Raw genomic sequence first — 26058 nt, 5'->3', positions numbered from 1 at the left:
CCATGACGGAACTCGACCGCTACCTCGCCGACCTCGGCCGCGCCGCCCGCCAGGCCGCGCGCGCCATGGCCAAAGCCTCGACCCAGGCGAAGAACGCCGCACTGCTCGCTGCGGCCGAAGCGCTGCGGCGCCATCGCGACGAAGTGCTCGCCGCCAACGCCGCCGATCTCGCCGCCGCCCGCGAGGCGGGACTCTCCCCTGCGCTCATCGACCGCCTCACCCTGAGCGAGAAAGGGCTGGAGACGATGGCCGAAGGCGTGGCCCAGGTCGCGGCGCTGCCCGATCCCGTGGGCGAGATCGACGAAGTCAAGCGCCGCCCCAGCGGCATCCAGGTCGGCAAGATGCGCGTGCCCCTGGGCGTGATCGGCATCATCTACGAAGCGCGCCCCAACGTCACGGCCGATGCCGCCGCCCTGTGCCTCAAGTCCGGCAACGCCGCCATCCTGCGCGGCGGCAAAGAAGCCCTGCAGAGCAACCAGGCGATCGAGCGCTGCATCCGCGCCGGGCTCGAAGCGGCCGGGTTGCCGCTCGCCGCCTTGCAGCTCGTCCAGACCACCGATCGCGCCCTCGTCTCCCGCCTCGTCGCTTCGCCCGAGCTGGTCGACGTCATCGTCCCGCGCGGCGGCAAGGGGCTGATCGAAGCCGTGATGAAAGATGCCCGCGTGCCGGTCATCAAACACCTCGACGGCAACTGCCACGTCTATGTCCACGCCGCCGCCGACCCGGCCAAAGTGCTCCCCATCGTCGAAAACGCCAAAACCCACCGCTACGGCGTATGCAACGCCGCCGAGACGCTGCTGATCGACGAGGCGGTGGCCGAACGCCATCTCCCCGAGATCGGGCGCATGTTCGCCGGGCATGGCGTCCAGATGCGCTGCTGCCCCCGCACCCTCACCCTTTTGCAGCGCCACGGCCTACCCACGGAGTTGCTCAAAGCCGCCACCGAAGACGACTGGCGCGAAGAATACCTCGCTCCCATCATCGCCATTCGCCTCGTCGCCGACCTCGACGAGGCGATCGAGCACATCGAGCGCTACGGCTCGAAGCACACCGACGCCATCCTCACCGAAGACTACGGCGCCGCGATGCGATTCCTGCGCGAAGTCGACTCCGCCTCGGTGATGGTCAACGCCTCCACGCGCTTCGCCGACGGTTTCGAATACGGGCTCGGCGCCGAGATCGGCATCTCCACCGACAAGATCCACGCCCGCGGCCCGGTCGGGCTCGAGGGCCTCACCAGCCAGAAATGGATCGTGCTCGGACAAGGCGAGATCCGACGCTGAACGAGGCAGCCGAGCGGCTCGCGCCGGCGCTGGAAGCCTCGCTCGATGCCTTCGTGCAGACTCTTTGGCTCGAAGAAGGGCTCGCGCCGGCCACACTCGCCGCCTACCGCAGCGACCTCACCCGATTCTTCCTCTGGGCCCAGCGCGCCGGGCTCGACCCGCGCGCAGCCCAAGGCGCCGAGCTCCTGTCCTATCTCGCCGACTTCAGCCGCCACAACAAGGCCACCAGCCAGCGGCGGCTACTCGCGAGCTGGCGGCGCTACTACCGCTGGCTGCTGCGCGAAGGCCTGATCACTCGAGATCCCACCGCCACCCTGCAGCCCCCGCTGCTGCCACCGCGCCGCCCCAAGACGCTCACCGAAACGGACGTAGAGCGCCTGCTCGCCGCCCCCGACGTCACCACACCACTCGGGCTGCGCGACAAGGCGATGCTCGAAGTGCTCTATGCCACGGGCCTGCGCGTGAGCGAACTCGTGGGCTTGCAGACGCACCAGATCGAGCGCAACGAAGGCTGGCTGCGCGTGCTCGGCAAAGGCAGCAAAGAGCGGCTCGTGCCGCTGGGTGAAGAAGCCGCCTCATGGATCGAACGCTATTGGCAGGAATCGCGCCCCGTGCTTCTCAATGGAAAGCGGGAAGAAACTCTTTTTCTCAACCGCCGCGGCGAAGCCATGACGCGGCAACGCTGCTGGCAGATCATCAAAGAACATGCCATTCGCTGTGGCATCGCTCCCGATCGCCTTTCCCCGCACACCTTACGCCACGCCTTTGCCACCCATTTGCTCGATCACGGCGCCGACCTTCGCGCCGTGCAATTGCTTCTGGGACACGCCGACATTTCCACCACGCAAATCTACACCCACATCGCCCGCGCCCGCCTGGAAGCCCTTTATCGCCGCCATCACCCCCGCGCATAAAAAGACGGTTTCAAAACAGAAAAAATTGGCTACAATGAGCACTTCTTCCACTCCATTAGAAAAACATCATGGATCTCACCTCGCTCACGATCGACGAACTGGAACAACTCAAGAAAGACATCGAACACGAATTCGAACGGCGCCGCCGTGAAGCCCGGGCGCAGTTCAAAGCCCGTGTGGCCCAGCTCGCCAAAGAAATGGGCATCTCACTCGACGAAGCCCTGGGTCTGCTCAAAGGCGAGAAAAGAGAACGGGATTCGAGCAAGAAACCGCCGAAATACCGTCACCCCACGAATCCCGACATCACCTGGAACGGCCATGGCCGAGCCCCGAAATGGTTCAAGGAATGGACCGATTCCGGCCGCTCTTCCGAAGAACTCGAGATCAAATGATCGCCCGAGGGAAGCTCGCCCCCGCCGAGCGGCCGTAGCGCAAGCCGCTCGGAGCGCAGGGTGCCAGGCCTATCTCATGGATAGGCGAACATCCAAAGCGCGCAGTGCAGTCGGCTGCGCGGCGGTTCATTCGAGCTTCCCAATGGCGCTTTCTTGCGCTTTACCCTTGCCATTTTCCCGCTGGCGTTCGAGCAGGATTCCCACATTCTTCACCTCGGCGCGCACGCCAACCTTGGCAATTTTCATCCTCACCCAAGCAGGCTCGAACTCCGCGAAAAGCATCTCTACAAGATGCTCCCCCAAGCGCTCGAGCAAGCGGAAATACTGCCCCTCCACTTCCGCCTTCACCCGGTCGATCACCCGGGCGTAATCGATCGTCGTCGCCAATTCATCGCTTCGCCCGGCCTCTGAGTCCAAGCCGAGCTGCAAATCGATCATCAGGGTCTGGGGTGCTACCCGTTCCCGTTCATATACGCCCACCCGCGCCTCGACGCGCAAGCCCTCGATGAAAATGCTGTCCATTTTTTCCCCTTCTTCGCCGTTGCAACACTCCGGCCAAAGCTGGAGTAAACTAGAGCACTTCTACCCGGATCATCGCACGATGCCCAAGATCCTGCTTCTCGTCCTGATGGGCTACGCGATCGGCTCGATCCCCTTCGCCATCCTCGCGAGCTGCCTGTTCCGCCTGCCCGATCCACGCTCCTATGGTTCCGGCAATCCCGGCGCCACCAACGTACTGCGTACGGGAAACAAAGCCGCGGCCCTCTTCACGCTCGCGGGCGACGCCGCCAAAGGCTGGTTTGCCGTCTGGCTCGTCCAGCGGTTTGGCGCGGACGTCACGACCGCCGCACTCGCCGGGCTCGCCGCCTTTCTCGGGCACGTCTACAGCCTTTTCCTGCGTTTTCGCGGCGGCAAGGGCGTCGCCACGGCCCTCGGCGTACTCGCCGGTCTGCAGCCGACGCTCGCTCTGGCCACCGCCGGCATCTGGCTCGTCGTCGCCTTCGTGTCCCGCTACTCGTCGCTCGCCGCCCTCACCGCCGCTGCCGGCGCTCCTTTCCTTGCTCTCCTGCTCGGCCTGCCACGTGAAGTCGTCTTCGTGATCGGCGCCATGTCGGTCCTTCTCTTCTGGCGCCACCGCGTGAACATCCGCCAGCTGCTAAACGGCACCGAACCCAAATTCCGTCGCGCGCGGCCGCAGCCAGAACCCCCGGCCGATCAAGCTTGACGCAATCCTTCCAGCGCCCAGCGCGGATGCACCTCGATGCGCCGATCCCATTTCACTTGCCCCCCCGATTCCAGCCGTAGCGCCGCCGCAAAAGCGATCATCGCGCCGTTGTCGGTACACAGCGCCACGTCCGGGTAGAACACCGCAAATCCCTGTTCAGCCCCGGCCTCGGCCAGCGCTTCACGCAGACGACGGTTCGCCCCAACCCCACCGGCCACGACGACCCGCGGCAGACCCGTGGCACGCACCGCCGCCATCGTCTTCGCCACCAGCACCTCGACCACCGCCTGCTGAAAAGAAGCCGCCAGATCAGCCGCATACTCCGCTCGCCAGTCCGGCGCCCCCACTTTCAGCGCCACGGCGGTCTTCAGGCCGCTGAAGCTGAAATCGAGCGTCGGCGCATGCAGCAAGGGACGCGGCAAGGCAAAGCGCGCGGGATCTCCCTGCTCGGCGAGCGCCGCCAGCGCCGGCCCACCCGGATAGCCCAGACCCAGCAGCTTCGCCGTCTTGTCGAACGCCTCCCCGGCCGCGTCGTCGATCGTCTCGCCCAACAGGCGATAATCGCCCACCGCCCGCACCGCCATCAACTGCGTATGCCCACCCGAGACGAGCAAGGCGAGGAAAGGAAATTCCGGCCGCGGCTCGGCCAGCAGCGGCGAGAGCAGGTGCCCTTCGAGGTGGTGCACCGGCAAAGTCGGTCGATCCAGCGCCAACGCCAGACTCTCGGCGAAGCTCGCTCCCACCAGCAAAGCGCCTGCCAGCCCTGGCCCCGCCGTGTACGCGACGACGTCGAGCTCCGTCCAGTCCCTCGCCCCTTCCGACATCACCTCGCGCACCAACGCCGGCAAGCGGCGCACGTGGTCGCGCGAAGCCAACTCCGGCACCACGCCACCATAGGTGGCATGCATTCGTGCCTGCGTGTGCAAGCGATGCGCGAGCAACCCGCGCGACGTATCGTAGAGCGCCACGCCCGTCTCGTCGCACGAAGATTCGATCCCGAGGATATGCACGCTCGATCCTCACGCAAAAGCGGAAATTGTACCGTCGTTCGCCTCGTGCGCGAAAATTACCTTGTCAGCCATTCCGTCAACCTCTATAATTCGCGTTTTCGCATCATTCATTCGAATCGAGGATCGAAATGCCCGGTATCCGTGTCAAGGAAAACGAACCCGTCGAAGTCGCCGTGCGCCGCTTCAAGCGCACCGTCGAGAAAGCCGGTATCCTCACCGAGCTGCGCAAGCGGGAGTTCTACGAAAAGCCCACCGCCGAGCGCAAGCGCAAGCGCGCTGCCGCCATCAAGCGCTACCAGAAACGCCTGCGCAGCCAGATGCTGCCGCCCAAGTTGTACTGATCCCGGCCTGGGGCGGCGTATCGTCGTCCCTCCCCCATCATGCCGTGACCCCGTACTCCTTGCAGCAGGGATTCTTCGAAGACCAGGCACGCGATCGCGAATCGCCATTCTGCGTCGGTGAGCCTGCGTTCGCCCGTCGCGCCCACTCCTCTCTACCGGTTCCTGCGGCGAGGCTCCAAGGCAGGTCAACGGCCGTCCCTTCAGGACAGCTCGTCCACCGTGATCTCCTGGCCCTTTGGCCATGATCCCGCACGACTTCATCGACGAATTGCTCGCCCGCGTCGACCTGGTCGACGTCGTCGGCAAGCGGCTCAAACTCAAGAAATCCGGCGCCAACTACTTCGCCTGCTGCCCCTTCCACGGCGAGAAGACGCCTTCCTTCTCGGTTTCTCCTGCCAAGCAGTTCTACCACTGCTTCGGCTGCGGCGCCCACGGCACCGCCATCACCTTTCTCATGGAATACGAAGGGCTGGGTTTCGTCGACGCCGTGGAGGCGCTCGCCACCGAAACGGGGCTCAAAGTACCCCGGGCCCAGGGTGCAATCTCGGCCGCCGAAGCCGCCCAGCAAAAGAGCGAGCGCCAGCTCTTGCTGGAAGTGCACGCCAAGGCGGCCGACTTCTACCGCCGCAGTCTCGAGCGCAGCCCCAAAGCCCGCGCCTACCTCGAGCAGCGCGGCATCCTGCCCGCCACCGTCGAACGGTTCGGCCTCGGCTACGCCCCCTCCGAATGGCAAGCCCTCTCCGCCATTTTTCCCCACTACGGCGAGCCCCTGCTCGAGAAAGCCGGCCTCGTCATCGCCAACCCCGACAGCGGCAAGCGTTACGACCGATTCCGCGACCGGCTCATCTTCCCCATCCACGACCGTCAGGGGAAGATCATCGCCTTCGGCGGACGAAGCCTCGACGGCGGCGAACCCAAGTACCTCAACTCCCCCGAGACCCCCCTCTTCGAGAAAGGCCGCACCCTCTACGGCTTGGCGCTCGCGCGCGACGGTATCCGCGAAGCGGGTTTTGCCCTGGTCACCGAAGGCTACGTCGACGTCATCATGCTCGCCCAGCATGGCCTCACGAACGCCGTTGCGGCGCTGGGCACTGCCACCACCGCCGAGCACGTCCGCACGCTGCTCGCCCTCACCGACCAGATCGTCTTCTGTTTCGACGGCGACGAAGCCGGTCGCCGCGCCGCCTGGCGGGCGTTGGAAAACGCCCTCGAAGCACTCAAGGACGACAGCCGCCTGCGCTTCGTCTTCCTCCCACCCGAGCACGACCCCGACAGCTTCGTGCGCGCACAAGGCGCCGACGCTTTCCGCGCCCTCCTCGCCGAGGCCGCCAAACCGCTCACCACCTACCTCTTCGACGAACTCACGCGGGGCGAAGACCTGCACACCGCCGAAGGCCGCGCCCGGCTCGCCCACCTCGCCAAACCGCTGATCGCCAAGGTGCGCGCCCCCATGCTGCGCCTACAGCTGGAAAAGGAACTCGCCGAGCGCACTGGGCTCGCCGTCGAGACCCTGCACGAATGGATTCCGCCCGCGCAGGAAACGGCCGCCCCCGCGCTTCGTTCCACGACGCGCCATGCACGGCGGCCCGGACGCCGCGCCCCCCTGCCTCTGGCCGCGCTGCTGCTGCGGCTGCTCATCGCGCATCCGCTGCTCGCCGCCCGGCTCCGCGTCGACCTCCTGCCGCTCGACGAACCCGAACCCGAATGGCGCGCCAGCGCCGCGCTCATCGACGCCATCGACGTCGGTACGCTCGACGAGCGCAGCACCACCGCCATCATCGTCGAGCACTTTCGTGGCAGCGAGCATGGCGAGGTACTCGCGCGTCACGCCGCAGCGATCCTCGAGGAAACGATCCCCTGGGAAGACCCGGAGAGCACCCTTGCGGACATCATCCAGCGCCTGCGGCTGCGCCGCGTCGAACGCGAAATCGTCACCCTCTCCGCCCTGAGCCGCCAACGCAAGCTCACGCCCGAGGAAACCGTGCACCTCGGCGAACTTTTCCGCGAAAAGGTCCGTCTCATGACTGCCGGCGCCCGACCCGAAGCCGCACCCGACATGGCGACTTCACACCCCCCTTGAGCGCCGGACGAACACTCCCAGGTTTCCACTAGACGCATCGATCCCCCTGCCCACTAGGTACGGATCGTTTTATAATTAACGGTTTATTCGGGAATAGACGCTGCAGCCATGGCCCAAAACACCAAGAATTCCCTCAAACGCAAATCCAACAAGCGCGCCAACCCCAAAACGGAAAACGCGTTCATCGAGGCCGTTGCGGCCAATCACTCACCCGCCGACGCCGAGAAACGCCGCACCCAGATCAAAGCCCTCATCGCGCTGGGCAAGGAACGGGGCTACCTCACCTACGCCGAAATCAACGACCACCTGCCCGACGACATCGTCGACTCCGAGCAGATCGAAGGCATCATCACCACCTTCAACAATCTGGGCATCCAGGTCTTCGAGGAAGCGCCGGCCCCCGAAGAACTGCTCATGGCCGAGGCGCCAGCCGTGGGCGGTACCGACGACGACATCGAAGAAGAAGCCGAACAAGCGCTCTCCTCGGTCGATGCCGAATTCGGCCGTACCACCGACCCCGTACGCATGTACATGCGCGAGATGGGTTCGGTGGAGCTGCTCACGCGCGAAGGCGAAATCGAAATCGCCAAACGCATAGAAGAAGGCTTGAAGAGCATGGTGCAGGCCATCGCCGCTTGCCCACTCACCATCGCCCACATGATCGAGACCATCGGTAAGATCGAGCGCGACGAAATGCGCATCGACGAAGTCGTCGATGGCCTCATCGATCACGAAGATCTCGCCCCCGTGTCCGAAGAAGAGACGGCAGACGAGAACGCCGACGTCGACCTCGAAGCGATCGAGGAAGATGAATCGGACGACGAAGAAGCCTCCGCCGAGGCAGAAAACGATTCGGACGAAGAAGAAGACGAGAGCGACGAAGAACGTGCGGCGCGCATCCAGGCCGCCAATCTCGCCGAACTCAAGCGCGGCGCCATGCAGCACTTCGAACGCATCCGCAGCCTCTACGCCGAGCTCGATCGCGCGCTCGAAGCCTATGGCAGCGAAGATCCGCGCTACACCGCGCTGCGCGACCAGATCGCCGGCGAGCTGCTGCACATCCGCTTCACCGCCCGCTACATCGAACAGCTGTGCGACGTCATCCGCTCCATGATCGAAGAAGTGCGCCAGCACGAACGAGCGGTGGCGAAACTGTGCACCGAGATCGGCTCCATGCCGCGGGATTACTTCATCAAGGTCTTCCCCGAGCACGAAACCGACCCCGACTGGATCACCCGCGAGATCGAAGCCGGCAAACCCTGGTCCGAGTCGATGATCAAGGTCTACCCGTCCGTACTCGAGGAGCAAAACCGCATTCGCGAGATCGAACAACGCGCCCGCGTGCCCCTCAAGGAGCTCAAGGACATCAACAAGCGCATGTCCATGGGCGAAGCCAAGATGCGCGCGGCCAAGCGCGAGATGATCGAAGCCAACCTCCGGCTCGTCATCTCGATCGCCAAGAAATACACCAACCGCGGCCTGCAGTTCCTCGATCTCATCCAGGAAGGCAACATCGGCTTGATGAAAGCCGTGGACAAATTCGAATACCGTCGCGGCTACAAATTCTCCACCTATGCCACCTGGTGGATCCGGCAAGCCATCACCCGCTCGATCGCCGATCAGGCCCGCACCATCCGCATCCCGGTGCACATGATCGAGACGATCAACAAGATGAACCGCATCAGCCGCCAGATCCTGCAGGAGACGGGCGAGGAACCCGACGCCGCCGAACTCGCGCGCCGCATGGACATGCCCGAGGAGAAGATCCGCAAGATCCGCAAGATCGCCAAAGAGCCGATCTCCATGGAAACGCCCATCGGCGACGACGAGGATTCGCATTTGGGTGAATTCATCGAGGATGCTTCGGTGCTCGCCCCGGTAGACGCAGCCCTCATCGCCGACCTGCGCGAAGCCACCCGTGAAGTACTCGAATCACTCAACCCGCGCGAAGCCAAAGTCTTGCGCATGCGTTTCGGCATCGAAATGAATACCGACCACACCCTCGAAGAGGTCGGCCGCCAGTTCGACGTCACCCGCGAGCGTATCCGGCAAATCGAAGCCAAAGCCCTACGCAAGCTCCGTCACCCGAGCCGATCCGAGCGCCTGCGCAGTTTCCTCGACAACGAAGCCTGACGAACTCCCCCAACCCGCCGCCACCGGCGGGTTTTTTTCATGCGATAATTTCCCCTCTAGGGCCCATAGCTCAACGGTTAGAGCAGCGGACTCATAATCCGTTGGTTGCTGGTTCGAATCCAGCTGGGCCCATCAATGAAATCAAAGAGTTACGTAAATCTCGTCATACTCCAAAAAGGGTGGTGCAGGGAGAGTGTAGAGCGGAACGGATCGAACCCCCTACACTGACCTTCGATGAACCGTGCCAGGCGCTCGACATCGAGCATTGGCTGGCCGAACCGCGTCGCCACCAGACGTTTTCTTCACGGCAGCGGGCCAGGCGCCCCCAGGGCATAGCCTTGCAGGTAGTCCACACCCAGCGCGCGCAAGTGTCGGGCGAGCGATTCACTGCGTACGAATTCGGCGACGACTTTCATTCCCAGGACACGGGAAAAATCGGTCATGGCCCTGACGAGTTGCCGTACATTTTCATCGTGCTCCACCCGGACGATGAGCGATCCATCGATCTTCAGATAATCAGGCACCAGCTGCACGAGCGCGCTGAGGTTGGAGTAGCCACTTCCGAAATCGTCCAGCGCCAGCTGTACCCCATGGCGACGCACTTCGTCGGCGAAATCGCGGATCTGGGCAGGGTCCTTGAATGCCTCGGTTTCGGTGATCTCGAAGACCAGGTGCGCGCCGCCGCCGCGAGCCAGCAGGTCGAGTATGAACGTACACGTGCGCTCGTCGGAGACATCCAGATAGGAGAGGTTCACCGAGACTTGGGCGCCACTGCGTTGGGCTGCGTCGAGCGCGAGTTCCAGCACCCGACGTGTGATGCGGAAATAATGGCTCGTCTGTTTGACGATGTCGAGGAACTCACCGGGCGGATACAGCGTGCCGTCCCGCCCCCGAAGGCGCAGCAAGGCCTCATATTTCGGTCTTTCTCCCGTCATGGATACGGGCACGATGGGCTGGAAATGGCACAGCAGGCGCTCCTCGTGCAGCGCCTGCTTGATCTCATTGATCCAGAAGCGATTCTTGAGATAGGATTGATTCTGTCCGCTCAGGACGAAGACGCCCTCGCGCACCCCTTCTTCCTTGGCCTTCTGCAGCGCAGATTCGGCCAAGGCCAGCAGATGATCGCCCCCGATGGCGATCCCGACGTAGAAGTCGAGGTCGATTTCTTCCTCTTCCTCTCCGACGAGGACACGCAAGGAGTGCATCGACTCGCGCAAGGAGCGCAGATGCGCCTCGAAGGTGGCGGGGGGCATTTCTTGCGGGGCCACCAAGGCGAAACACGCGCCATAACTGCGATAGACGCCGATTTCCAGCGGCTGCAAGTACCGTACCAGACGGGCCGCCAGCTCGACGATCACCCGATCGCCCACCTCGAACCCGTAATACTCGTTGATCGACTTGAATCCGGCCACATCAAGGAGCGCGAGCATGCCGAATCGATCACGCTCGATCACCTCGATGAGGCTATTGCGGTTGGGCAGACCGGTGAGTCGGTCGACGGCCTGCCGTTCGATGCGCTCTTGAGCCTGGATGATCTCGGAGATGTCCTCGGCGACGCTGATGTACTCCAAGATCTCGCCGTGTTCGTCCAGCAAGGGGATGATGGTGGACTTGAGATAATACGCACGGCCATCCTTGGCGCGGTTCTTGATCACTCCGCGCCAGATCTGCTTGGCGCGTATCGTGCGCCACAGGGACTCATACACGGCGCTCGGCGTGTCCGGATGACGCAAAAGGGAGTGCGAGTTCCCCATGAGCTCCTCGGCGCGATACCCCGTGACTTGCTCGAACAGGGCATTCACATACGTGATGCGCCCTTGAAGGTCGGTGCGCGAGACGATGGCGGTTTGATCGAGCGCATAGCGGTATTGCTCGAGAAAGCGCATCGATTGCGCCAGTTCCTGCGAAGTGACTTCACTCAGGCGCGCGAGCGCACGCAGGGTACGGTTGGGAGCAGGCAGCTTCTGCCTAAGGACGGGCGACTTCGGGCGGATCTCGTTCGATTCGGAAACGATGGCCACTGTGGTGGTCATGTTGAGCAGTCGATTGTCGCCGGACAGGTGAAAGAACTCGCCATAAGTGAAGAATCCGGCCGCGGGCGCGACGGCGGCGAGCGACCCGAGCTCGATCGGCGCGTGCTCTTTCAGATATAGGCGCCGCCCCCTGCAGGAATAGACGTAGAGGGCCTCGGCCGGAACGTGACATGCAAGGTGCGCGGCTACTTCGCGGGCGCGTTCGAGCATGGTGAAGATGTCACCGATGCCAAAGCGCACCGGCTCCTCCATGCGCAGGCGACCGGCGTAACGCAGCGCCCCGTCCTCGGTGAGCGACACAGGCAAGCGGGCGACGTCGACCCCCTGCGTGCGTGCGATCAGGGGAAATTCGACCATCGAAACGGGGATATTCTCCAGCACTTCCTCGCCAAGATAGTAGCGATACACGTCGAGCACCGGTTTGCCGTCGATCTCGTAGACGCATTCCTCGCGCGCCCGGGTGATGCGCATCGGGCGCCCCACCGAAGTGCAGTTGAGCAGAGATTCGGTACGTACGTGCAGATCCTGGCCGTAGAATGCGGCCAGGACCAAGCCGCGGGAATGTACCTGATCACCATGGATGACGAAGGTGCCATGGAAACGCAGGTTGTCCGCCGCGACGCCTCCGGCCAGAACGAGCTCCGGCGCTCCGGCGGCAAAGCCTTCCAGAAAAGGCTCGGGGTTCTCGTCGAGTACGTTGCCGAGGGCGAGCGCCAGCCGCGCGCCCTCGGCCGCAAGCGTCATCCCGAGCGAACGACCCGCATCAGCATCGGGCTGCGCCACGTAGTACGTTTTTATCTGGGTGCTAGCGTGCTCCAGCACGGTGACGGAGAGGAGCACCCCTTGGTCGAGGATGTCACCGCCTGCGATCGCGCCTGCAGCCGAAGCGCCGATCACCGCGAACCCTGGGAAGCGCTGCAGACGCTCCAGCACCGTTTGGAGCAGACTTTCCTCGCACTCGGTGACGAATACCTGGATCAACCCCCGCCGATTCCGCAGATCGTGCGTGGCGCAGAACGCATCGAACGAGGCGAGATCGCAGCAGTGATGGGAGAAATGTTGCACCGATGCTCCACGGAACGCGCTTCGAATGGATTGTACCGTGGCGTGGCCCTACTTTCGGGGATCCAAACACGCCACGGTAAAATCCATTTTTTCGCAGCCCTGTTTTACGGCACCCTGCCGTCAATTCTCCCAGATTTTTTCGATTTCCGGCAGGGCCTGAAGGAACGCATCCACCACTTTGGGGTCGAACTGCGTTCCACGATTCTCGCTCAGGTAGCGCACTGCCTCTTCGTGCGTCCATGGCCGTTTGTACGGGCGTTTCGAGCGCAGCGCGTCATAGACATCGCATACGGCGGCGATTCGCCCTTCCAGCGGGATCTCTTCTCCGCTCAGACCGGCCGGGTAGCCTTTGCCGTCCCAGCGCTCGTGATGGGTGAGCGCGATGCGACGCGCCATCTGCAGGATCTCGTGACCGTTCTTCGGGATGATGTCGGTACCGATCTCGGTGTGACGGCGCATCACCGCCATCTCTTCCTCGGTGAGCTTTCCCGGCTTGAGCAGGATCGCATCGGGAATGCCGATCTTGCCCACGTCATGCAACGGACTGGCCGCCTCGAGCTGCTCCACCCAGCTCAGCTCCTGCCCGAGACGGCGCGCCACGGCGGCGCACATCTTGGCCATGCGATGGATGTGCTCACCGGTATCCGCGTCGCGGTACTCCCCGGCCCGCGCCAGGCTCACGGTGAGATCCTTGGCCATCGCAGCGAGATCGTCGGTGTAGGCGTCGTAATAGACCGAGGCAACGAACCCCAAATCGAGGAAAACGGCGAAATTGACCGCGCGCAGAGTGCGTATCTGCTGCTCGTGATCCGAAATGCTCTCCATCACGATGGCGTTGATCTCACTCAGAACGACGGCATAAGCCCCGGAAAACAAGCGAAGATCGACGCCGCGCTGCTGGTGGATCTTGCCCATGCGCAATGCTGCCTCCACGTAGTCACGGTCGAACCGTCCCGCAAAGACGTATTCGAGCCAATGAGCTTTCTGCTTGGCGAGGGCGTGATGCACCTCGTCTTCCGAGGCGAATAGACCCAACGCTTCGGGCGAATCGAGTACACGGCGATAGAAGGCGCGGCTGACGCGGTCGATCTGCGGCGCGAGTCGGGGGAGAAACGCACGCAAGGTCTCTATGATTTCCTGATCGATGTCGAGAAAATCGATCCACTGCTGCAGCGTGACGGCCATGTCTTTCATCCCGCTCTCTGAGAATGCCGCGCGATCGCGGTGGTGATTCGGAGTCACTCGGAAAAACGGACGATTTTCATCGATTATAGCGCCAGCATCCGTAGAGCCGCAGTTTCTCCGTAATCATGCCCTACGTGAAAGCGGTACTCGATCGGTTTTGCATCGACCGTTCGATCAAATGGCGGAGCGGACCCTGAAACGTGTCCACCGGGAACGACGCTCGAGCCCCGTGGGTGATGATTATATCATATGCTATTAGTATTTCTCTTTGGGATAATGGCTATAGACGGGGAGACAGCCCCGCCCCGACGAGGCATGACCACACCCGACGAATGCCTACTCTTTCCCATCGTGGCATGACGCTCACGCACGGAAAGACTGCTGTAACCCCTGTTCGGCCTGACGCGCGGTTTCCAGGAGGAGTTTTGCCTTTTCTTCGCTGTCGCTGGCCCGCTCGGCCGCCCCGTCGGCTGCTTTCGCCGCCTGCTCGACCTGCTGGGCCAGAAGTTGCGCCGCCTTGGCTTGCTCTTCGATGGCGTGCGACATGGAGGAGACGGCTTCGCGCGCCGCATCGATCACCGACGAGATGGCGTGCAACTCGTCCTCGACCTGCGCGGCGAGCGTTTCGCCCTCCTCCACCCGCTCGCGCACTTGGGCCATCTGAGCGCTGGCGTCGTTGGATTGCTGCTGGACCTGGTCGATGATCTCGCGGATCTCGCGGGTAGAGGCGGCAGTGCGTTCGGCGAGCTTGCGCACTTCGTCGGCGACTACGGCAAAGCCGCGCCCGTATTCTCCGGCCCGCGCGGCCTCGATGGCGGCGTTCAAGGCGAGGAGATTGGTTTGATCGGCGATTTCCTGGATCGTTTGGGCGATGGAGGAGATGTGCTGAGCCTGTTCGATGAGGGCCGAGACGGCGGTTCCCGCCCGTTGCGTGATCTCGACGATGCCGCGCATCTGGTGCGCCGTGCGCTCGATGATGGCCGCACCGGCAAGGCTGCGTTGCTGCGATTGCGCGGCGCGCTCGTCGGCAAGATGAGCCATTTCGTTGAGCCGGTCGATGTTGGCCGAGAGTTCTTCGATGGCCGCAGCCATCTTCTCCGCGTTCTCGGCGGCCATGGCGGCGGCACGGCGGGCTTCGGCCGCGTCCGCGCTCTGCTCCTCGGCCGCGGTCCGCACGCGGGCCAAGACGCTGCGTTGCGCCAGGACGAGCTCACGGATGGCGTCGCGCAGCCGCCCGATGGCGGCGATGATTTGGCCGAGTTCGTCGTTGGAGGCGGGCGGCAGCACGGCGGTGAGATCGCGCCGATCGACCACGGCGTCCACCGCCTCTTCGGCCTCGGCCAGACGGCGGCGCAAAACACGATCCATCACGATGCCCAAAGCCAGTGCAAAAACGACCAGCGCCGCGGAGGAGGCCGTCACCAAGGTGGACCAGAACGTCGCCTCGCGGCGATATTTCTCGAATTCCTCGTCATTGGCCTTTTCGCGCCAGGCGATGCGCTTTTCGAGCCGAACCTTGATGTCGCGCCAGGCAGGATTGAGCTCTTGCAGCAGGATTTGGCGCGCCGCCTCGACGTCGCCGCGCTCTACGGCCGCCTGCAGCCGCTGCACGGCCGGCACGACGCGGCTTTTCCAATCGGTGAGCATCCCTTGGAGGTCTTCCCGGACTTCCTTGCGTCGGGCTTTGGCGATCACATCTTCGAGCAGGCGGGGAAATTCATCCACCCCTTTGCGCAAGTTTTCCTTGGCCTGCGCATCCTCGGGGAGCAGCACGACCCCCCTGGCGGTGGCCTGTAATTGGATACCCGCGCGGTTCGCCTCGCGCATGGCGACGGTATTGGGCAGAATGACCGTCTGCGTCGTGAGCAGGTGCCCGGCGAGCATGTCGCGCGTGTACCAAGAAACCCAGCCCGTGGCCACGCTGCCGAGAACGATCGCTCCCATGCTGGCCATGAGGGCGGTTCGCAGTTTGATCGCCATCGCTTTGCTCCCAGAGATTCGAGGTTCGACTTCGTTGATTATCGGCCGCCGGAGCAAAAACTTGAGCCCCCGGCGGCCCCGGCACGAATTTTTTGCCTTGCCGCGGCATCCGAATGGGCAAGACGGAGCATGCTATGATTGGCCATTTCGATTTGCGCGGGGAAAATCGGTGATCGTCGTCGATCTGCTGTGCGCTGCGGCGCACCGTTTCGAGGGGTGGTTCCCTTCGGCCGAGGCGCTGGAATCCCAACTGGCGCAGGGTGCGGTGCATTGCCCGATGTGCGGCAGCAAGGAGGTGCGCCGCCTGCCCAGCGCGCCCTATGTGCATACCGGCGAGCGCGGCGGGGAGATGCGCGAACCTTCCTCCCTGCCGGCGACCGCGCCGGCGCCACCGCCCCCCGCCGAAGATGCGCGTCTGGCGCACCTGTGGCAGACGCTGCGTGCCCTGGGGCGCCAAGCCGAAGACGTAGGGGCGCGTTTTCCCGAAGAAGCGCGCCGCATCCACCGGGGCGAAGCCGATGCGCGCCCCATCCGGGGCCAGAGTAGCACCGAAGAATTCCTCTCCTTGCTCGAGGAAGGCATCGAGGTGTTGCCTCTACCGCCACTCGACGAAGACATGCACTGAGCCGTAAGCGCCAAGCCTCAATGCGCCTCGGCATCGAGCCGCGCCGCCAGCGCCTGTAATTCCCCGGAGATCTCCACCGGGTAGGGTGGCGCGTCTTCCAAGGCGCGCAACGGCTGCGGAAGCGTACTCAACTGGGCGGCAGCGTGCTCGCGCGCCGCCCTGAGCCCGGCGAGCGTATCGAGCCGGCGCCCGCCGCGCATCACGGGAACGAGCAGCGGTTCGCCCTCCTGCGCTTCGTGCGCCAGCCCCACCACGTCGCCCGCCATGCGCCCTTGGGCATCGTAGCGACGCCACACTTGTTTGCGTCCCGGCCAGGTCGCCTTGCCGGCGGAGCGCTTGCGGCGCGGTTTGCCGGCGTATTCCTCGAGCTTGTAGGCGCAGTCGAGATAGGGGACGTCGGCAGACGTGTCGAGCTTGGTGCCGATGCCGAAGCCGTCGATGGGCGCGCCCTGGGCGAGCAGTTCGCGCACACGGTATTCGTCCAGATCGCCACTGGCGAAGACGATGGTGCGCTGCAAGCCCCCCTCGTCGAGGATGCGGCGCACGCGGCGGGCGAGCTCGCCCAGATCGCCGCTGTCGATGCGCACCCCTTGAATGCGGATTCCCTCGGGTTCGAGCTCCTTGGCGAGCGCCACCACCTTGTGCGCCGCCGCTTCCGTGTCGTAGGTGTCGATGAGCAGCACCACGTTGGCCGGCTGCGCCCGGGCGAAATCGCGGAAAGCCTCCATTTCGTCGTCGTGCGCTTGGATGTAAGAGTGCGCCATGGTGCCGTAGAGCGGAATGCCGTAGCGCTGGCCGGCGAGCACCGTGGCCGTGCCGGAAAAACCGGTGAGCCAGGCCGAACGGGCCGCGAGTACGCCGGCTTCGGCCCCGTGCGCGCGGCGCAGGCCGAAGTCGACGAGGGTCTTTCCCGGAGCGACGAGCACCGAGCGGACGGCCTTGGAGGCGATGAGGGTTTGAAAGTTGAGCAGGTTGATGAGCCGGCTCTCGATCAATTGGGCCTGCGGCAACGGCGCGGTGATGCGCACCACCGGTTCGTTCGGAAAGAAAATGGTGCCTTCGGGCATGGCCTCGACATCGCCGGTGAAGCGCCAATCGGCCAGCCAGTCGAGAAATTCCACCGAGAAGCGGCCGCTCGCGCGCAGCCAGTCGATCTCGTCGGCGCTGAAGCGGGCCTGTTCGAGAAATTCGACCAGCGGCTCGATGCCGGCGGCCACGAGGAAGTTTCGCCCGGGGCGGAGCTTGCGCACGAAGAGTTCGAACACGGCAGTATCATGCATGCCGCGCGCGAAATAGCCCTGGAGCATGGTCAGTTGATAGAGATCGGTCAGAAGCAGGCTGCGTTCACTGTCCATCAGGGGTCCTTTCTCCCATTCATCCTTTGATGCACACCAGCGGCACGAGCTTGGCCACCTTGCGCGCGAGCCCGGCGCGGTCGGCCGCATCGACCACGGCGCTCACGTCCTTGTACGCTTCGGGTGCCTCTTCGGCCACGCCGCGAAACGAGGGGCTGCGCACGATCACGCCGCGGCGCGCGAGCGCCTCCACCACTTCCCGCCCCTGCCAGCGCTTGAGCGCCTGCTGCCGGCTCATCGCTCGGCCGGCGCCGTGGCAGGCCGAACTGAAGGCGAGCGCTTCGCTCTCGCGGGTGCCGACGAGCACGTAGGAGGCCGTGCCCATGCTGCCGCCGATGAGCACCGGCTGACCCACGGCACGCAGCGCCTCCGGTAGTTCCGGATGCCCCGGACCGAAAGCGCGCGTCGCCCCCTTGCGATGCACGTAGAGCGATCGCCTGCGCCCGTCGACCTCGTGCGTCTCCACCTTGCAGGTGTTGTGCGAGACGTCGTAGAGGAGCGGCAGGGCGACGCCGGGGAAGAATTGGGCGAAGACGCGGCGGGTGAGGTGGGTGAGGATTTGGCGGTTGGCGAGCGCGCAGTTGATGGCCGCGCGCATGGCGCCCAGATAGCGCTGCCCCACGGACGAAGTGATGGGCGCGCAGGCCAGTTCCCGGTCCGGCAGAACGATACCGTAGCTCTTCGCCGCCAGTGCCATCTCCTTGAGGTATTCGGTGCCAATCTGGTGCCCCAGACCGCGCGAGCCGCAGTGGATGCTCACGACCACCTGATCGCACGCCAGACCAAAGGCCGCCGCCGTGGCCTCGTCGTAGATCTCAGCCACGCGCTGCACTTCGAGGTAGTGGTTGCCCGAGCCGAGCGTGCCCATCTCCTCGCGCTGGCGCTTCTTGGCCTGCGCCGAGACGGCCTTGGGATCGGCCCCGGCCATGCAGCCGTGCTCCTCGATGCGCTCCAGATCGGCGGCTTCGCCGTAGCCCTGCGCCACCGCCCAGCGCGCCCCGCCGCGCAGCATGGCGTCCATTTCCGCATCCGACAGGCGAATCTGCCCCGTGCTACCCACGCCCGCGGGGATCGCCGCAAAGAGCGCTTCGGCCAAAGGTTCCTGAACTTCGAGGATCGCTTCGACCGGCAAGCCCGTGAGCAGGCAGCGCACGCCGCAGCTCACGTCGAAGCCGACGCCGCCGGCCGAAACCACCCCGCCTTCGTCCGGATCAAAAGCGGCCACCCCGCCGATGGGAAAGCCATAGCCCCAGTGCGCATCGGGCATGGCGTAAGAGGCGCGCACGATGCCGGGCAAGGTGGCGACGTTCGCCGCCTGCTCGCGCACCTTGTCGTCCATCGCCTGCAGCAGCGCCTCGTCGGCGAAGATCTCCACCGGCACGCGCATCGCCCCGCGCGGCGCGAGCCGCCAGTGACAGGGACCGAGTCGTTCGAAGCCTTTCAGGTCCATGGCTCGTCTCCTATACGTCCACGACGCATTGTGCGATCCATTCTTCCCCTTGTCGCGCCACCTGGAGCGCGGTGAACGTCGCTCCTTTCGGCTCGACCGCCGGCTGGTGCCGCGACCGATCCACCGGTTCGCCCCAGGCGGTGGCCTCCAGCCGATCGCCTTCGAGGCGCACCTCGTAGCGGGAAAAGAGCATGTGGCGCGTGGCCATCTCGTAGATCAGGGCATTGAGCCAGTCGACGAGAAGGAACTCCGGATCGGGCGCCTCGCAGCGGATCGTCACCGGCACGCGCGGCGCGACGAGGGCCGGGTCGGTGACGATGGCCGTGAGTGCGAGCGCCGCCTGCGCGAACGCCTCCGCGAGCGTGGCGCCGCGCCCGCGCACGCCGATGTCCGCTTCATGTTCGAAGTGTTCCCAAGCGCTCATGGCTCTCCTCGATGCCCCATGGGGGACGCATCTTGCGACCATCCCCCCGGAACCTGCGCCGCCTGCAGCAGGCGCCGTGCCAGATTGCCACACACCAGCTCGCACAGGGCATAGACCGAGGGATCGGCGATGCGGTAATAGACGGTCGTGCCCTGGCGCCTGCGCTCGAGCAATCCGTGCTTGGTCATGAGCGAGAGGTGGCGCGAAATGTTGGCTGCAGTATAGCCGCAGCGCTGCGCGATTTCACCGACGCTGCACTCCCCCTCCTGCAACAGGTTGAGGATGTGCAGGCGCGTGGGCTCGGAGAGTACCTGGAAGTAGCTCGCCACCTGCGCCATGATCTCGGGAGGAATTTTTTCCATGGACGGGCTCCGTTGTAGCAGTCGATGTCGCGATTCGAACACTACTTGACTATTTAGTCAAACAGTTAAATAATGAAATCAAGGGATGTTCAACGGAGAAAAATATGGCACTGAGGCGCATCGCCCTGCTGGCGTTCCTTGCCGGCATGCTGAGCCATGGCGCGGGGCTGCTGGCGGCGCCCGAGGCCGAACTCGAGGCCGTACCCGTGCAAGTCGAGCGCGAGTCCGCGCGCCACAGCGCTGAGGGTACGGTCGAGGCGGTGCGCGACACGCTGATGACGGCGCAGGTGGCCGGGGTGGTCGTCGCCCGGCCGGCGGAAGTGGGGCTACGCGTGCGGGCCGGTGAAGAACTGGTGCGCATCGATCCGCGCGCCGCCGAGGATCAGGCCGCGGCCAGTGCGGCCCAGGTCCAGGCCGCGCGTGCCGAGCTCCAGGTCGCTCTCAAGGAATACGAGCGCCAGCGGCGCCTTTTCGAGAAAGCCTATATCAGCGAGGCGGCGTTCGACCGCGCCCGCGCCCAGCGCGACGCGGCCCAGGCGCGCGTGGCCGCGCTCGAGGCGCAAGCCAAAGCCGTGCGCACGCAAGCGGGATACCATCGGGTCACCGCGCCCTACGACGGCATCGTGAGCGAAGTGCCGGTGGTGCTGGGCGAGACGGCACTTCCCGGCCGGCCGCTGGTGCGTCTCTACGATCCGGGCGCGCTGCGCGTCACCGCCGTCGCCGCCCAGAGCGAGGCGAGCACCCTGGTACCGGGGGGAACGGTGGACGTGGAAGTTCCCGGCTTTCCTGTCTTGCATCTTCCCGCCGAACGGGTGCAGATCTTTCCCGCGGCGGATCCTTCCACCCACACGGTCCAGCTGCGTCTGGCGCTTCCGTCCGAGGTACATGGCCTCAAACCGGGGCTCTTCGCGCGGCTCTCCTGGCGCAGCCCGGGCACGGGCGAAGGGCGGCGTTTCCTCGTGCCGGCGAGCGCCGTGGTGCGCCGCGCCGAAATGACCGGCCTCTATGTGCTCGATCGTGACGGCAAACCCATACTGCGGCAAGTGCGTCTGGGGCGAACCGAGGGCGAGCGCATCGAGATCCTCAGCGGGATCGATGAAGGCGATCGCGTGGTGACGAACCCCGAGCGCGCCGCGAGGGTACGCTGAGATGAGCACGCCGCGCCCGCTCGGCCTCTCCGGTCGTATCGCCGCGCAATTCCAGAGCGCGCAGATCACGCCGCTGCTCGCGCTCATCGCCTTGCTCATGGGGCTCTTCGCCGTGCTGGTCACGCCGCGCGAGGAGGAGCCGCAGATCAACGTGACCATGGCCAACGTCCTCATTCCCTTCCCCGGGGCAGCGGTGGCCGACGTCGAACAGATGGTGGCTTCGCCCGCCGAACAGGTGCTTGCCCAGATGGAGGGGATCGAACACGTCACCTCCGTCTCGCGCCCGGGTCTGGCCATCCTCACGGTGCAGTTCAAGGTGGGAGTGCCGCGCATCGTGGCCCTGGTGCGGCTGCACGACACGCTGCGCACCCATACCGATTGGCTACCGCGCGATCTGGGCGTGCTCGAGCCGATCATCAAACCCAAGGGCATCGACGACGTGCCCATCGTTACGCTCACGCTCTACGCCACCGACCCGCGGCAGGGGGCGTTCGATCTCGAACGCGTCGCCCACAGCATGGAGATCGAGCTCAAGCGGGTACCCGGCACGCGCGAGGTGCAGACGATCGGCGGGCCCGGACGGGCCGTGCTCGTGCGCCTCGATCCGGTGAAGATGGCCGGCAGCGGCGTCACCGTCCAGGATCTCCACGCCGCCCTGCGCTCGGCCAACTCCGGCCTGCCGGCGGGGGAACTGGTGCAAGGAGATGCCACCGTCGCCGTGGAAACCGGGCCGTTCCTTGCCAGCGCCGAGGAAGTGGGCGAGCTGGTGGTGGGCGTGCATGAGGGTCGTCCGGTCTTCCTGCGCGAGGTGGCCGAGGTGCAAGACGGTCCGCCGCCGCCCGAACGCTACGTCTGGCACGGCCGCGCCGAGGCGGCGGGCGGTGGGGAATTCCCCGCGGTGACGATCGCCGTCACGAAGAAACCCGGCGAGAACGCCATCGACGTGGCCGAGGCGGTGATCCGTCGCGCCGAGATGCTGCACAACACCATCGTGCCCGCCGGGGTGGAGATGACGGTGTCGCGCAACTACGGCGTCACCGCCAACGACAAGGTACAGACGCTCATCAAGAAACTGCTCTTCGCCACCGCTTCCGTGGTGGCGCTCGTCTTCTTCGCCCTGGGGCGGCGCGAGGCGGCCATCGTGGGGCTCGCCGTGGTGCTCACCCTCATGGCCACGCTCTTCGCCTCCTGGGCATGGGGGTTCACGCTCAACCGCGTCTCGCTCTTCGCGCTCATCTTCTCCATCGGCATCCTGGTCGACGACGCCATCGTGGTGGTGGAGAACATCCACCGCCATCACCTGCTGCAACCGGACGCGCCGCTCGCGCGCCTCATCCCGGCCGCGGTGGACGAGGTGGGCGGCCCCACCATCCTCGCCACCCTCACGGTGATCGCGGCGCTGCTGCCCATGGCCTTCGTCACCGGCCTCATGGGCCCCTACATGAGCCCCATCCCGATCAACGCCAGCATGGGCATGCTCATTTCGCTCGCCATCGCCTTCACCGTCACGCCTTGGCTGTCGCGCCTGTGGTTGCGCGGACACGGCCAGGTGAAGACCGGTCTCGGCGAGCGCATCACCCCGCTCTTCGAGCGCATCTTCCGGCCGCTGCTCGACGAGCGGCGCGGGGCAAGGAACCGGGGCGTACTCGCGCTCTTCGTGCTCGCGGCGATCGGCGCCTCGCTCGCGCTTCCGGCCACGGGGCTCGTTCTCATGAAGATGCTGCCTTTCGACAACAAATCCGAATTCCAGGTGGTGGTGGACATGCCCGCTGGCACGCCGCTCGAGCGCACGGCGGCGGTGCTGCACGAACTGGGGGCGTTCCTTGCCCGTCAGCCGGAAGTGACCGACTACCAGGCCTATGCCGGCACCGCCTCGCCCATCAACTTCAATGGACTGGTACGCCAGTACTACCTGCGCGCCGGCGGCGAGGTCGGCGACATCCAGGTGAATCTGGTCGACAAGCATCTGCGCCACGAACAGAGCCACGCCATCGTCACCCGGCTGCGCCCGGCGCTGCAGGAGATCGGGCGGCGCATGGGCGCCAACGTCAAGGTGGTGGAAGTGCCGCCGGGTCCGCCGGTGCTCTCGCCCATCGTCGCCGAGATCTATGGCCCGGAGGCCGCGGGGCGCAGGGCCGTGGCCAAGGCCATGCGCGCCGTGTTCGAGCGCACCGCGGGGATCGTCGACATCGACGACAGCACGATCGCCGAGGCGCCGAGAAAACTCCTCCTCGTCGACCGGCGCAAGGCGGCGCTGGCCGGTATCTCGCAACAGGCGATCGTCACCACCCTGCAGGCGGGGCTGGCCGGACTGCCATCGACCTACCTGCACGACGCGAGCAAATACCCGGCCCCCGTCGTGCTGCAGCTGCCCGCCGAAGCCCATGGCGAGCTGGACGCGCTGCTGCGGCTCGCCGTGCGCGGGCCCGACGGGCGGCTCGTGCCGCTGCGCGAACTCGTCACGGTGAGCGACACGCTGCGCGAAGAGCCGATCTACCACAAAGACCTCCTGCCGGTGGTCTATGTCGTCGGTGACATGGCCGGACACATCGACAGTCCCCTCTACGGCATGTTCGCCATGCGCGGGGCGATCGGTGAGATCGTCGCTCCCGACGGGGGCCACCTCGAGGAGCACTTCATCCGCCAGCCCGAGGATGCGCTGCGCGGCTACAGCTACAATGGGATGGCGAATGGCAGATCACCTACGAGACCTTCCGCGACATGGGCGCCGCCTACGCCGTGGGGCTGGTGCTCATCTACCTGCTGGTGGTGGCCCACTTCGGCTCCTACCTCGTACCCCTCGTCATCATGGCGCCGATCCCCCTCACCCTCATCGGCGTGATGCCGGGGCACGCGCTGCTCGGGGCGCAATTCACCGCCACCAGCATGATCGGCATGATCGCGCTCGCCGGCATCATCGTGCGCAACTCCATCCTGCTCGTCGATTTCATCCGGCTGCAAGTGAGCGAAGGCGTGCCGCTCGAGCGGGCCATCGTGCGCTCGGCGATCACGCGCGCCCAGCCGATCCTGCTCACGGCCCTGGCGGCCATGATCGGCGCGTTCTTCATCCTCGACGATCCGATCTTCAACGGCCTGGCGATCTCACTCATCTTCGGCATCTTCGCCTCGACCCTGCTCACCCTCGTCGTCATCCCCACCCTCTACTACATGGCTTATCGCCGTTCCCGTCCCAACCAAGGAGAACCATCATGACGTCCTGGCGCATCGTCCGCATCTTCGCCGGCACTTTCATCCTCGTCTCGCTGCTCTTGGGCGCGCCCGCGAGCCCGCTGTTCATGAGCCAGTGGTGGCTCGCCTTCACCGCTTTCGTCGGCCTGAACCTGCTGCAGAGCGGATTCACCCGGTGGTGCCCCTTGGAAATCATCCTGCGCAAGCTCGGCGTGCCGGGCGGCTGCTGAAACCGGAGGACGCCGCGATGCGCCTTTCTCGCTGGTCGGCCCTGCTGCTCGCCCTGCCGCTGCCCGCGGCGCATGCCCTCGACTTGATGCAAGCCTGGCAGGCGGCGCGAGAGCACGACCCCCGCATGGCGATGGCGCAGGCTTCGCTGGAGGCCGGCCGCACGCAGCGCGAACAGGCGAGCGCCCTGTGGCGCCCGTCGGTGAGCGTGGGCGGCGGCGCGGGGGTGCGTTCGCTCGAATCCGACACGAAAGGAGCCTACTTCGCGGCCCCCGGTATGACGCCTTCGCGGCACGTCACCTTCAAGACCTCGATCGACAACGGAACCGCCACCCAGTGGAACGTCACGGCGCGCCAGCCGCTCATCCATGGCGAGCGCTTGGCGCAGAGCAAACAGCTCACGCTCGGCGCCGACGCCGCCGAAGTCGAATGGCTGGGCGCGCGCCAGGAATTGATGTTGCAGGTGGTCGAGAGTTACTTCCAGCTCGTCGTGGCCGAACGCCGGCAAGCGTTGCTGCGCCGCCAGCTGGAGGCGGTGGAACGGGCGCTCGCCGAGGCCAAGGACCGCTACGCCGCCGGAGACCTTCCCATCCTCGACACGCACGAGGCCACCGCCCGCGCCCGCACTCTGCAGGCGCAGCTCGTGGCTGCCGAAAGTGAACGGGAAGTGGCGCAGGCGGCACTCGCCGACGCCACGGGCCTGGAATCGGCCCAGCTCGACCCCTTGCCGCCGTCGGCCGCCGTGCTGCCGCAAGCGCCGCTCGAACCGCTGGCGCATTGGCAGGAAGCGGCGCTCGCCGCCAACCCCTTGCTGCGCCTCGCGCAGGCCAGAGTCGAGATCGCCCACAAGGAAGTGGAAAAATACCGCGCGGCGGCCGATGCCACGGTCGAGCTCGTCGCCCAGGCCGGGCGTGACTACGTGAGCGGCGACGGCGATTACGGCTCAGCCAGCGTGAGCCAGACCCAGCACGTGATCGGGGTGCAAGTCAATGTCCCCCTCTACAGCGGGGGATACCGCAGCGCCAAGCTGCAAGAAGCGCTCAAGCTCGAAGATCGTGCCCGGGCCGAGCTCGAATGGATACGCCAGCAGGTGGGGCAACAGGTGCGCGCTGCCTGGCTCGCGCTGCAGACGGCCCATGCGCGCGTGACCGCCCTTGAAGAAGCAGTCACGGCGAGCGAGGCGCGCCTCGACGCCACCCGGCTCGGACACGAAGTGGGCGATCGCACCACGCTCGATCTTTTGAACGCCGAGAACGATCTCGACGCAGCGCGGCTCGCGCTGCTGCAGGCACGAACCGAGGTCCTTCAGAACCGCCTGAAGCTCCAGGCGCTCGCCGGCCGGCTGGACGAAGAACGACTCGCGGCGGTCGACGCCGCACTGCAACGCTGAGCGCCCGAACGGAAAAAGCCCCGGCTTTTGGCCAGGGCTTTCTCGGTGAGACTGGAGCGGGAAACGAGACTCGAACTCGCGACCCCGACCTTGGCAAGGTCGTGCTCTACCAACTGAGCTATTCCCGCGTAGATTCTGGAGGCGCGGGCCGGAATCGAACCGACGTCCAAGGATTTGCAGTCCTCTGCATAACCACTCTGCCACCGCGCCGCAGACGCCGATTCCTTACGGACTCGCGCCCGAAGT

The 26058-nt window shown here is 65.3% G+C and carries 20 protein-coding genes, 3 tRNA genes and 1 pseudogene; 13 read left to right on the top strand and 11 right to left on the bottom strand.

Annotated features, from left to right (window positions below):
• Positions 1–2: 2 nt before the first annotated feature.
• The 3 genes from GV368_RS05765 to GV368_RS05755 all read left to right on the top strand — a co-directional run bounded on the left by GV368_RS05765 (position 3) and on the right by GV368_RS05755 (position 2589).
• Positions 3–1283 carry a glutamate-5-semialdehyde dehydrogenase gene (locus tag GV368_RS05765; RefSeq protein WP_169115839.1) on the top strand — a complete coding sequence of 427 codons (1281 nt, stop codon included), beginning with the start codon at positions 3–5 and terminating at the stop codon, positions 1281–1283.
• Entirely contained in the window at positions 1247–2197 is a 951-nt protein-coding gene (gene xerD / locus GV368_RS05760) for a site-specific tyrosine recombinase XerD (RefSeq protein WP_142804373.1), read from the top strand. The genes GV368_RS05765 and xerD overlap by 37 nt, the downstream gene beginning before the upstream one ends.
• A gap of 68 nt (positions 2198–2265) precedes the next feature.
• Positions 2266–2589: an H-NS histone family protein gene (locus tag GV368_RS05755; RefSeq protein ID WP_142804372.1), complete on the top strand. Its 324-nt coding sequence runs from the start codon at positions 2266–2268 to the stop codon at positions 2587–2589.
• A 126-nt stretch (positions 2590–2715) separates the two neighbouring features.
• Here the strand turns inward: GV368_RS05755 and folB are convergent, their stop codons facing one another.
• A complete protein-coding gene (gene folB, locus GV368_RS05750) occupies positions 2716–3111 on the bottom strand; it encodes a dihydroneopterin aldolase (protein WP_169115838.1) in 396 nt (131 codons plus the stop codon).
• A 79-nt stretch (positions 3112–3190) separates the two neighbouring features.
• On the opposite strand from folB, the gene plsY reads away from it, so the two are divergent.
• Positions 3191–3814: a glycerol-3-phosphate 1-O-acyltransferase PlsY gene (gene plsY / locus GV368_RS05745; protein WP_169115837.1), complete on the top strand. Its 624-nt coding sequence runs from the start codon at positions 3191–3193 to the stop codon at positions 3812–3814.
• Here the strand turns inward: plsY and tsaD are convergent.
• Positions 3805–4824, bottom strand: coding sequence for a tRNA (adenosine(37)-N6)-threonylcarbamoyltransferase complex transferase subunit TsaD (gene tsaD, locus GV368_RS05740; RefSeq protein WP_169115836.1), 1020 nt, complete (start codon positions 4822–4824; stop codon positions 3805–3807). The genes plsY and tsaD overlap by 10 nt on opposite strands.
• A 128-nt stretch (positions 4825–4952) precedes the next feature.
• On the opposite strand from tsaD, the gene rpsU reads away from it, so the two are divergent.
• From rpsU to GV368_RS05720, 4 genes are all read left to right on the top strand, one after another.
• A complete protein-coding gene (gene rpsU, locus GV368_RS05735) occupies positions 4953–5165 on the top strand; it encodes a 30S ribosomal protein S21 (RefSeq protein ID WP_142804368.1) in 213 nt (70 codons plus the stop codon).
• 241 nt (positions 5166–5406) lie between these two features.
• Positions 5407–7245 carry a DNA primase gene (dnaG, locus tag GV368_RS05730; RefSeq protein WP_169115835.1) on the top strand — a complete coding sequence of 613 codons (1839 nt, stop codon included), beginning with the start codon at positions 5407–5409 and terminating at the stop codon, positions 7243–7245.
• Between the two features lie 108 nt (positions 7246–7353).
• Positions 7354–9378: an RNA polymerase sigma factor RpoD gene (rpoD, locus tag GV368_RS05725; RefSeq protein WP_169115834.1), complete on the top strand. Its 2025-nt coding sequence runs from the start codon at positions 7354–7356 to the stop codon at positions 9376–9378.
• A 59-nt stretch (positions 9379–9437) separates the two neighbouring features.
• A tRNA-Ile gene (locus tag GV368_RS05720) sits at positions 9438–9510 on the top strand.
• 170 nt (positions 9511–9680) lie between these two features.
• On the opposite strand, the gene GV368_RS05715 is transcribed toward GV368_RS05720, so the two are convergent.
• From GV368_RS05715 to GV368_RS05705, 3 genes are all read right to left on the bottom strand, one after another.
• The gene (locus GV368_RS05715; RefSeq protein WP_169115833.1) at positions 9681–12476 is read right to left on the bottom strand and encodes an EAL domain-containing protein; all 2796 of its coding nucleotides are present in this window, start codon (positions 12474–12476) and stop codon (positions 9681–9683) included.
• Between the two features lie 120 nt (positions 12477–12596).
• The gene (locus GV368_RS05710; RefSeq protein ID WP_169115832.1) at positions 12597–13661 is read right to left on the bottom strand and encodes an HD domain-containing phosphohydrolase; all 1065 of its coding nucleotides are present in this window, start codon (positions 13659–13661) and stop codon (positions 12597–12599) included.
• Between the two features lie 363 nt (positions 13662–14024).
• Complete coding sequence (locus GV368_RS05705; protein WP_169115831.1) at positions 14025–15641, bottom strand: methyl-accepting chemotaxis protein; 1617 nt, start codon at positions 15639–15641, stop codon at positions 14025–14027.
• A gap of 169 nt (positions 15642–15810) precedes the next feature.
• Between GV368_RS05705 and GV368_RS05700 the strand changes: the two genes are divergently transcribed.
• Positions 15811–16266, top strand: coding sequence for a DUF1178 family protein (locus GV368_RS05700; protein ID WP_169115830.1), 456 nt, complete (start codon positions 15811–15813; stop codon positions 16264–16266).
• Between the two features lie 17 nt (positions 16267–16283).
• Here GV368_RS05700 and GV368_RS05695 read toward each other — a convergent pair whose 3' ends face one another.
• Genes GV368_RS05695 through GV368_RS05680 form a run of 4 tightly spaced genes read right to left on the bottom strand, consistent with a single transcriptional unit; the run spans position 16284 to position 19857 of the window.
• On the bottom strand, positions 16284–17621 hold the full coding sequence (locus GV368_RS05695) for a nicotinate phosphoribosyltransferase (protein WP_169115829.1): 1338 nt from the start codon (positions 17619–17621) through the stop codon (positions 16284–16286).
• 19 nt (positions 17622–17640) lie between these two features.
• Complete coding sequence (locus tag GV368_RS05690; RefSeq protein WP_169115828.1) at positions 17641–19071, bottom strand: RtcB family protein; 1431 nt, start codon at positions 19069–19071, stop codon at positions 17641–17643.
• 10 nt (positions 19072–19081) lie between these two features.
• Entirely contained in the window at positions 19082–19495 is a 414-nt protein-coding gene (locus GV368_RS05685) for an archease (protein ID WP_206673304.1), read from the bottom strand.
• Positions 19492–19857: an ArsR/SmtB family transcription factor gene (locus GV368_RS05680; protein WP_142810872.1), complete on the bottom strand. Its 366-nt coding sequence runs from the start codon at positions 19855–19857 to the stop codon at positions 19492–19494. The genes GV368_RS05685 and GV368_RS05680 overlap by 4 nt, the downstream gene beginning before the upstream one ends.
• Positions 19858–19961: 104 nt before the next feature.
• Between GV368_RS05680 and GV368_RS05675 the strand changes: the two genes are divergently transcribed.
• The 4 genes and pseudogenes from GV368_RS05675 (at position 19962) to GV368_RS05660 (ending at position 25812) form a co-directional block, all read left to right on the top strand.
• Positions 19962–21005, top strand: a complete 1044-nt coding sequence (locus GV368_RS05675) for an efflux RND transporter periplasmic adaptor subunit (protein WP_169115827.1) — start codon at positions 19962–19964, stop codon at positions 21003–21005.
• Between the two features lies 1 nt (position 21006).
• A pseudogene (locus GV368_RS05670) lies at positions 21007–24218 on the top strand (efflux RND transporter permease subunit).
• Complete coding sequence (locus tag GV368_RS05665; protein WP_142804355.1) at positions 24215–24424, top strand: YgaP family membrane protein; 210 nt, start codon at positions 24215–24217, stop codon at positions 24422–24424. Before GV368_RS05670 ends, GV368_RS05665 begins: the two are co-directional and overlap by 4 nt.
• Before the next feature lie 17 nt (positions 24425–24441).
• A complete protein-coding gene (locus GV368_RS05660; RefSeq protein ID WP_169115826.1) occupies positions 24442–25812 on the top strand; it encodes a TolC family outer membrane protein in 1371 nt (456 codons plus the stop codon).
• 52 nt (positions 25813–25864) lie between these two features.
• On the opposite strand, the gene GV368_RS05655 is transcribed toward GV368_RS05660, so the two are convergent.
• Together GV368_RS05655 and GV368_RS05650 are read right to left on the bottom strand one after the other, a co-directional pair.
• Positions 25865–25940: transfer RNA gene (locus GV368_RS05655), tRNA-Gly, on the bottom strand.
• Between the two features lie 8 nt (positions 25941–25948).
• Positions 25949–26022, bottom strand: a tRNA-Cys gene (locus tag GV368_RS05650).
• Positions 26023–26058 lie beyond the last annotated feature (36 nt).

The sequence above is a fragment of the Tepidiphilus baoligensis genome (assembly GCF_012911495.1).
Lineage (GTDB): Bacteria > Pseudomonadota > Gammaproteobacteria > Burkholderiales > Rhodocyclaceae > Tepidiphilus > Tepidiphilus olei.
The sequence above is the reverse complement of the archived record's forward strand: the minus strand, read 5'-3'. Positions and strand labels throughout refer to the sequence as shown.

Excerpts from the sequence above, each read along its gene's own strand:
- xerD (WP_142804373.1), top strand. The coding sequence starts at position 1,247 with ATGGATCGTGCTCGGACAAGGCGAGATCCGACGCTGAACGAGGCAGCC.
- GV368_RS05695 (WP_169115829.1), bottom strand. The coding sequence starts at position 17,621 with ATGGACAGTGAACGCAGCCTGCTTCTGACCGATCTCTATCAACTGACC.
- GV368_RS05765 (WP_169115839.1), top strand. The coding sequence starts at position 3 with ATGACGGAACTCGACCGCTACCTCGCCGACCTCGGCCGCGCCGCCCGC.
- rpsU (WP_142804368.1), top strand. The coding sequence starts at position 4,953 with ATGCCCGGTATCCGTGTCAAGGAAAACGAACCCGTCGAAGTCGCCGTG.
- plsY (WP_169115837.1), top strand. The coding sequence starts at position 3,191 with ATGCCCAAGATCCTGCTTCTCGTCCTGATGGGCTACGCGATCGGCTCG.
- GV368_RS05685 (WP_206673304.1), bottom strand. The coding sequence starts at position 19,495 with ATGAGCGCTTGGGAACACTTCGAACATGAAGCGGACATCGGCGTGCGC.
- GV368_RS05675 (WP_169115827.1), top strand. The coding sequence starts at position 19,962 with ATGGCACTGAGGCGCATCGCCCTGCTGGCGTTCCTTGCCGGCATGCTG.
- GV368_RS05665 (WP_142804355.1), top strand. The coding sequence starts at position 24,215 with ATGACGTCCTGGCGCATCGTCCGCATCTTCGCCGGCACTTTCATCCTC.
- dnaG (WP_169115835.1), top strand. The coding sequence starts at position 5,407 with ATGATCCCGCACGACTTCATCGACGAATTGCTCGCCCGCGTCGACCTG.
- GV368_RS05710 (WP_169115832.1), bottom strand. The coding sequence starts at position 13,661 with ATGGCCGTCACGCTGCAGCAGTGGATCGATTTTCTCGACATCGATCAG.
- rpoD (WP_169115834.1), top strand. The coding sequence starts at position 7,354 with ATGGCCCAAAACACCAAGAATTCCCTCAAACGCAAATCCAACAAGCGC.
- GV368_RS05660 (WP_169115826.1), top strand. The coding sequence starts at position 24,442 with ATGCGCCTTTCTCGCTGGTCGGCCCTGCTGCTCGCCCTGCCGCTGCCC.
- GV368_RS05755 (WP_142804372.1), top strand. The coding sequence starts at position 2,266 with ATGGATCTCACCTCGCTCACGATCGACGAACTGGAACAACTCAAGAAA.
- GV368_RS05705 (WP_169115831.1), bottom strand. The coding sequence starts at position 15,641 with ATGGCGATCAAACTGCGAACCGCCCTCATGGCCAGCATGGGAGCGATC.
- GV368_RS05690 (WP_169115828.1), bottom strand. The coding sequence starts at position 19,071 with ATGGACCTGAAAGGCTTCGAACGACTCGGTCCCTGTCACTGGCGGCTC.
- folB (WP_169115838.1), bottom strand. The coding sequence starts at position 3,111 with ATGGACAGCATTTTCATCGAGGGCTTGCGCGTCGAGGCGCGGGTGGGC.
- GV368_RS05680 (WP_142810872.1), bottom strand. The coding sequence starts at position 19,857 with ATGGAAAAAATTCCTCCCGAGATCATGGCGCAGGTGGCGAGCTACTTC.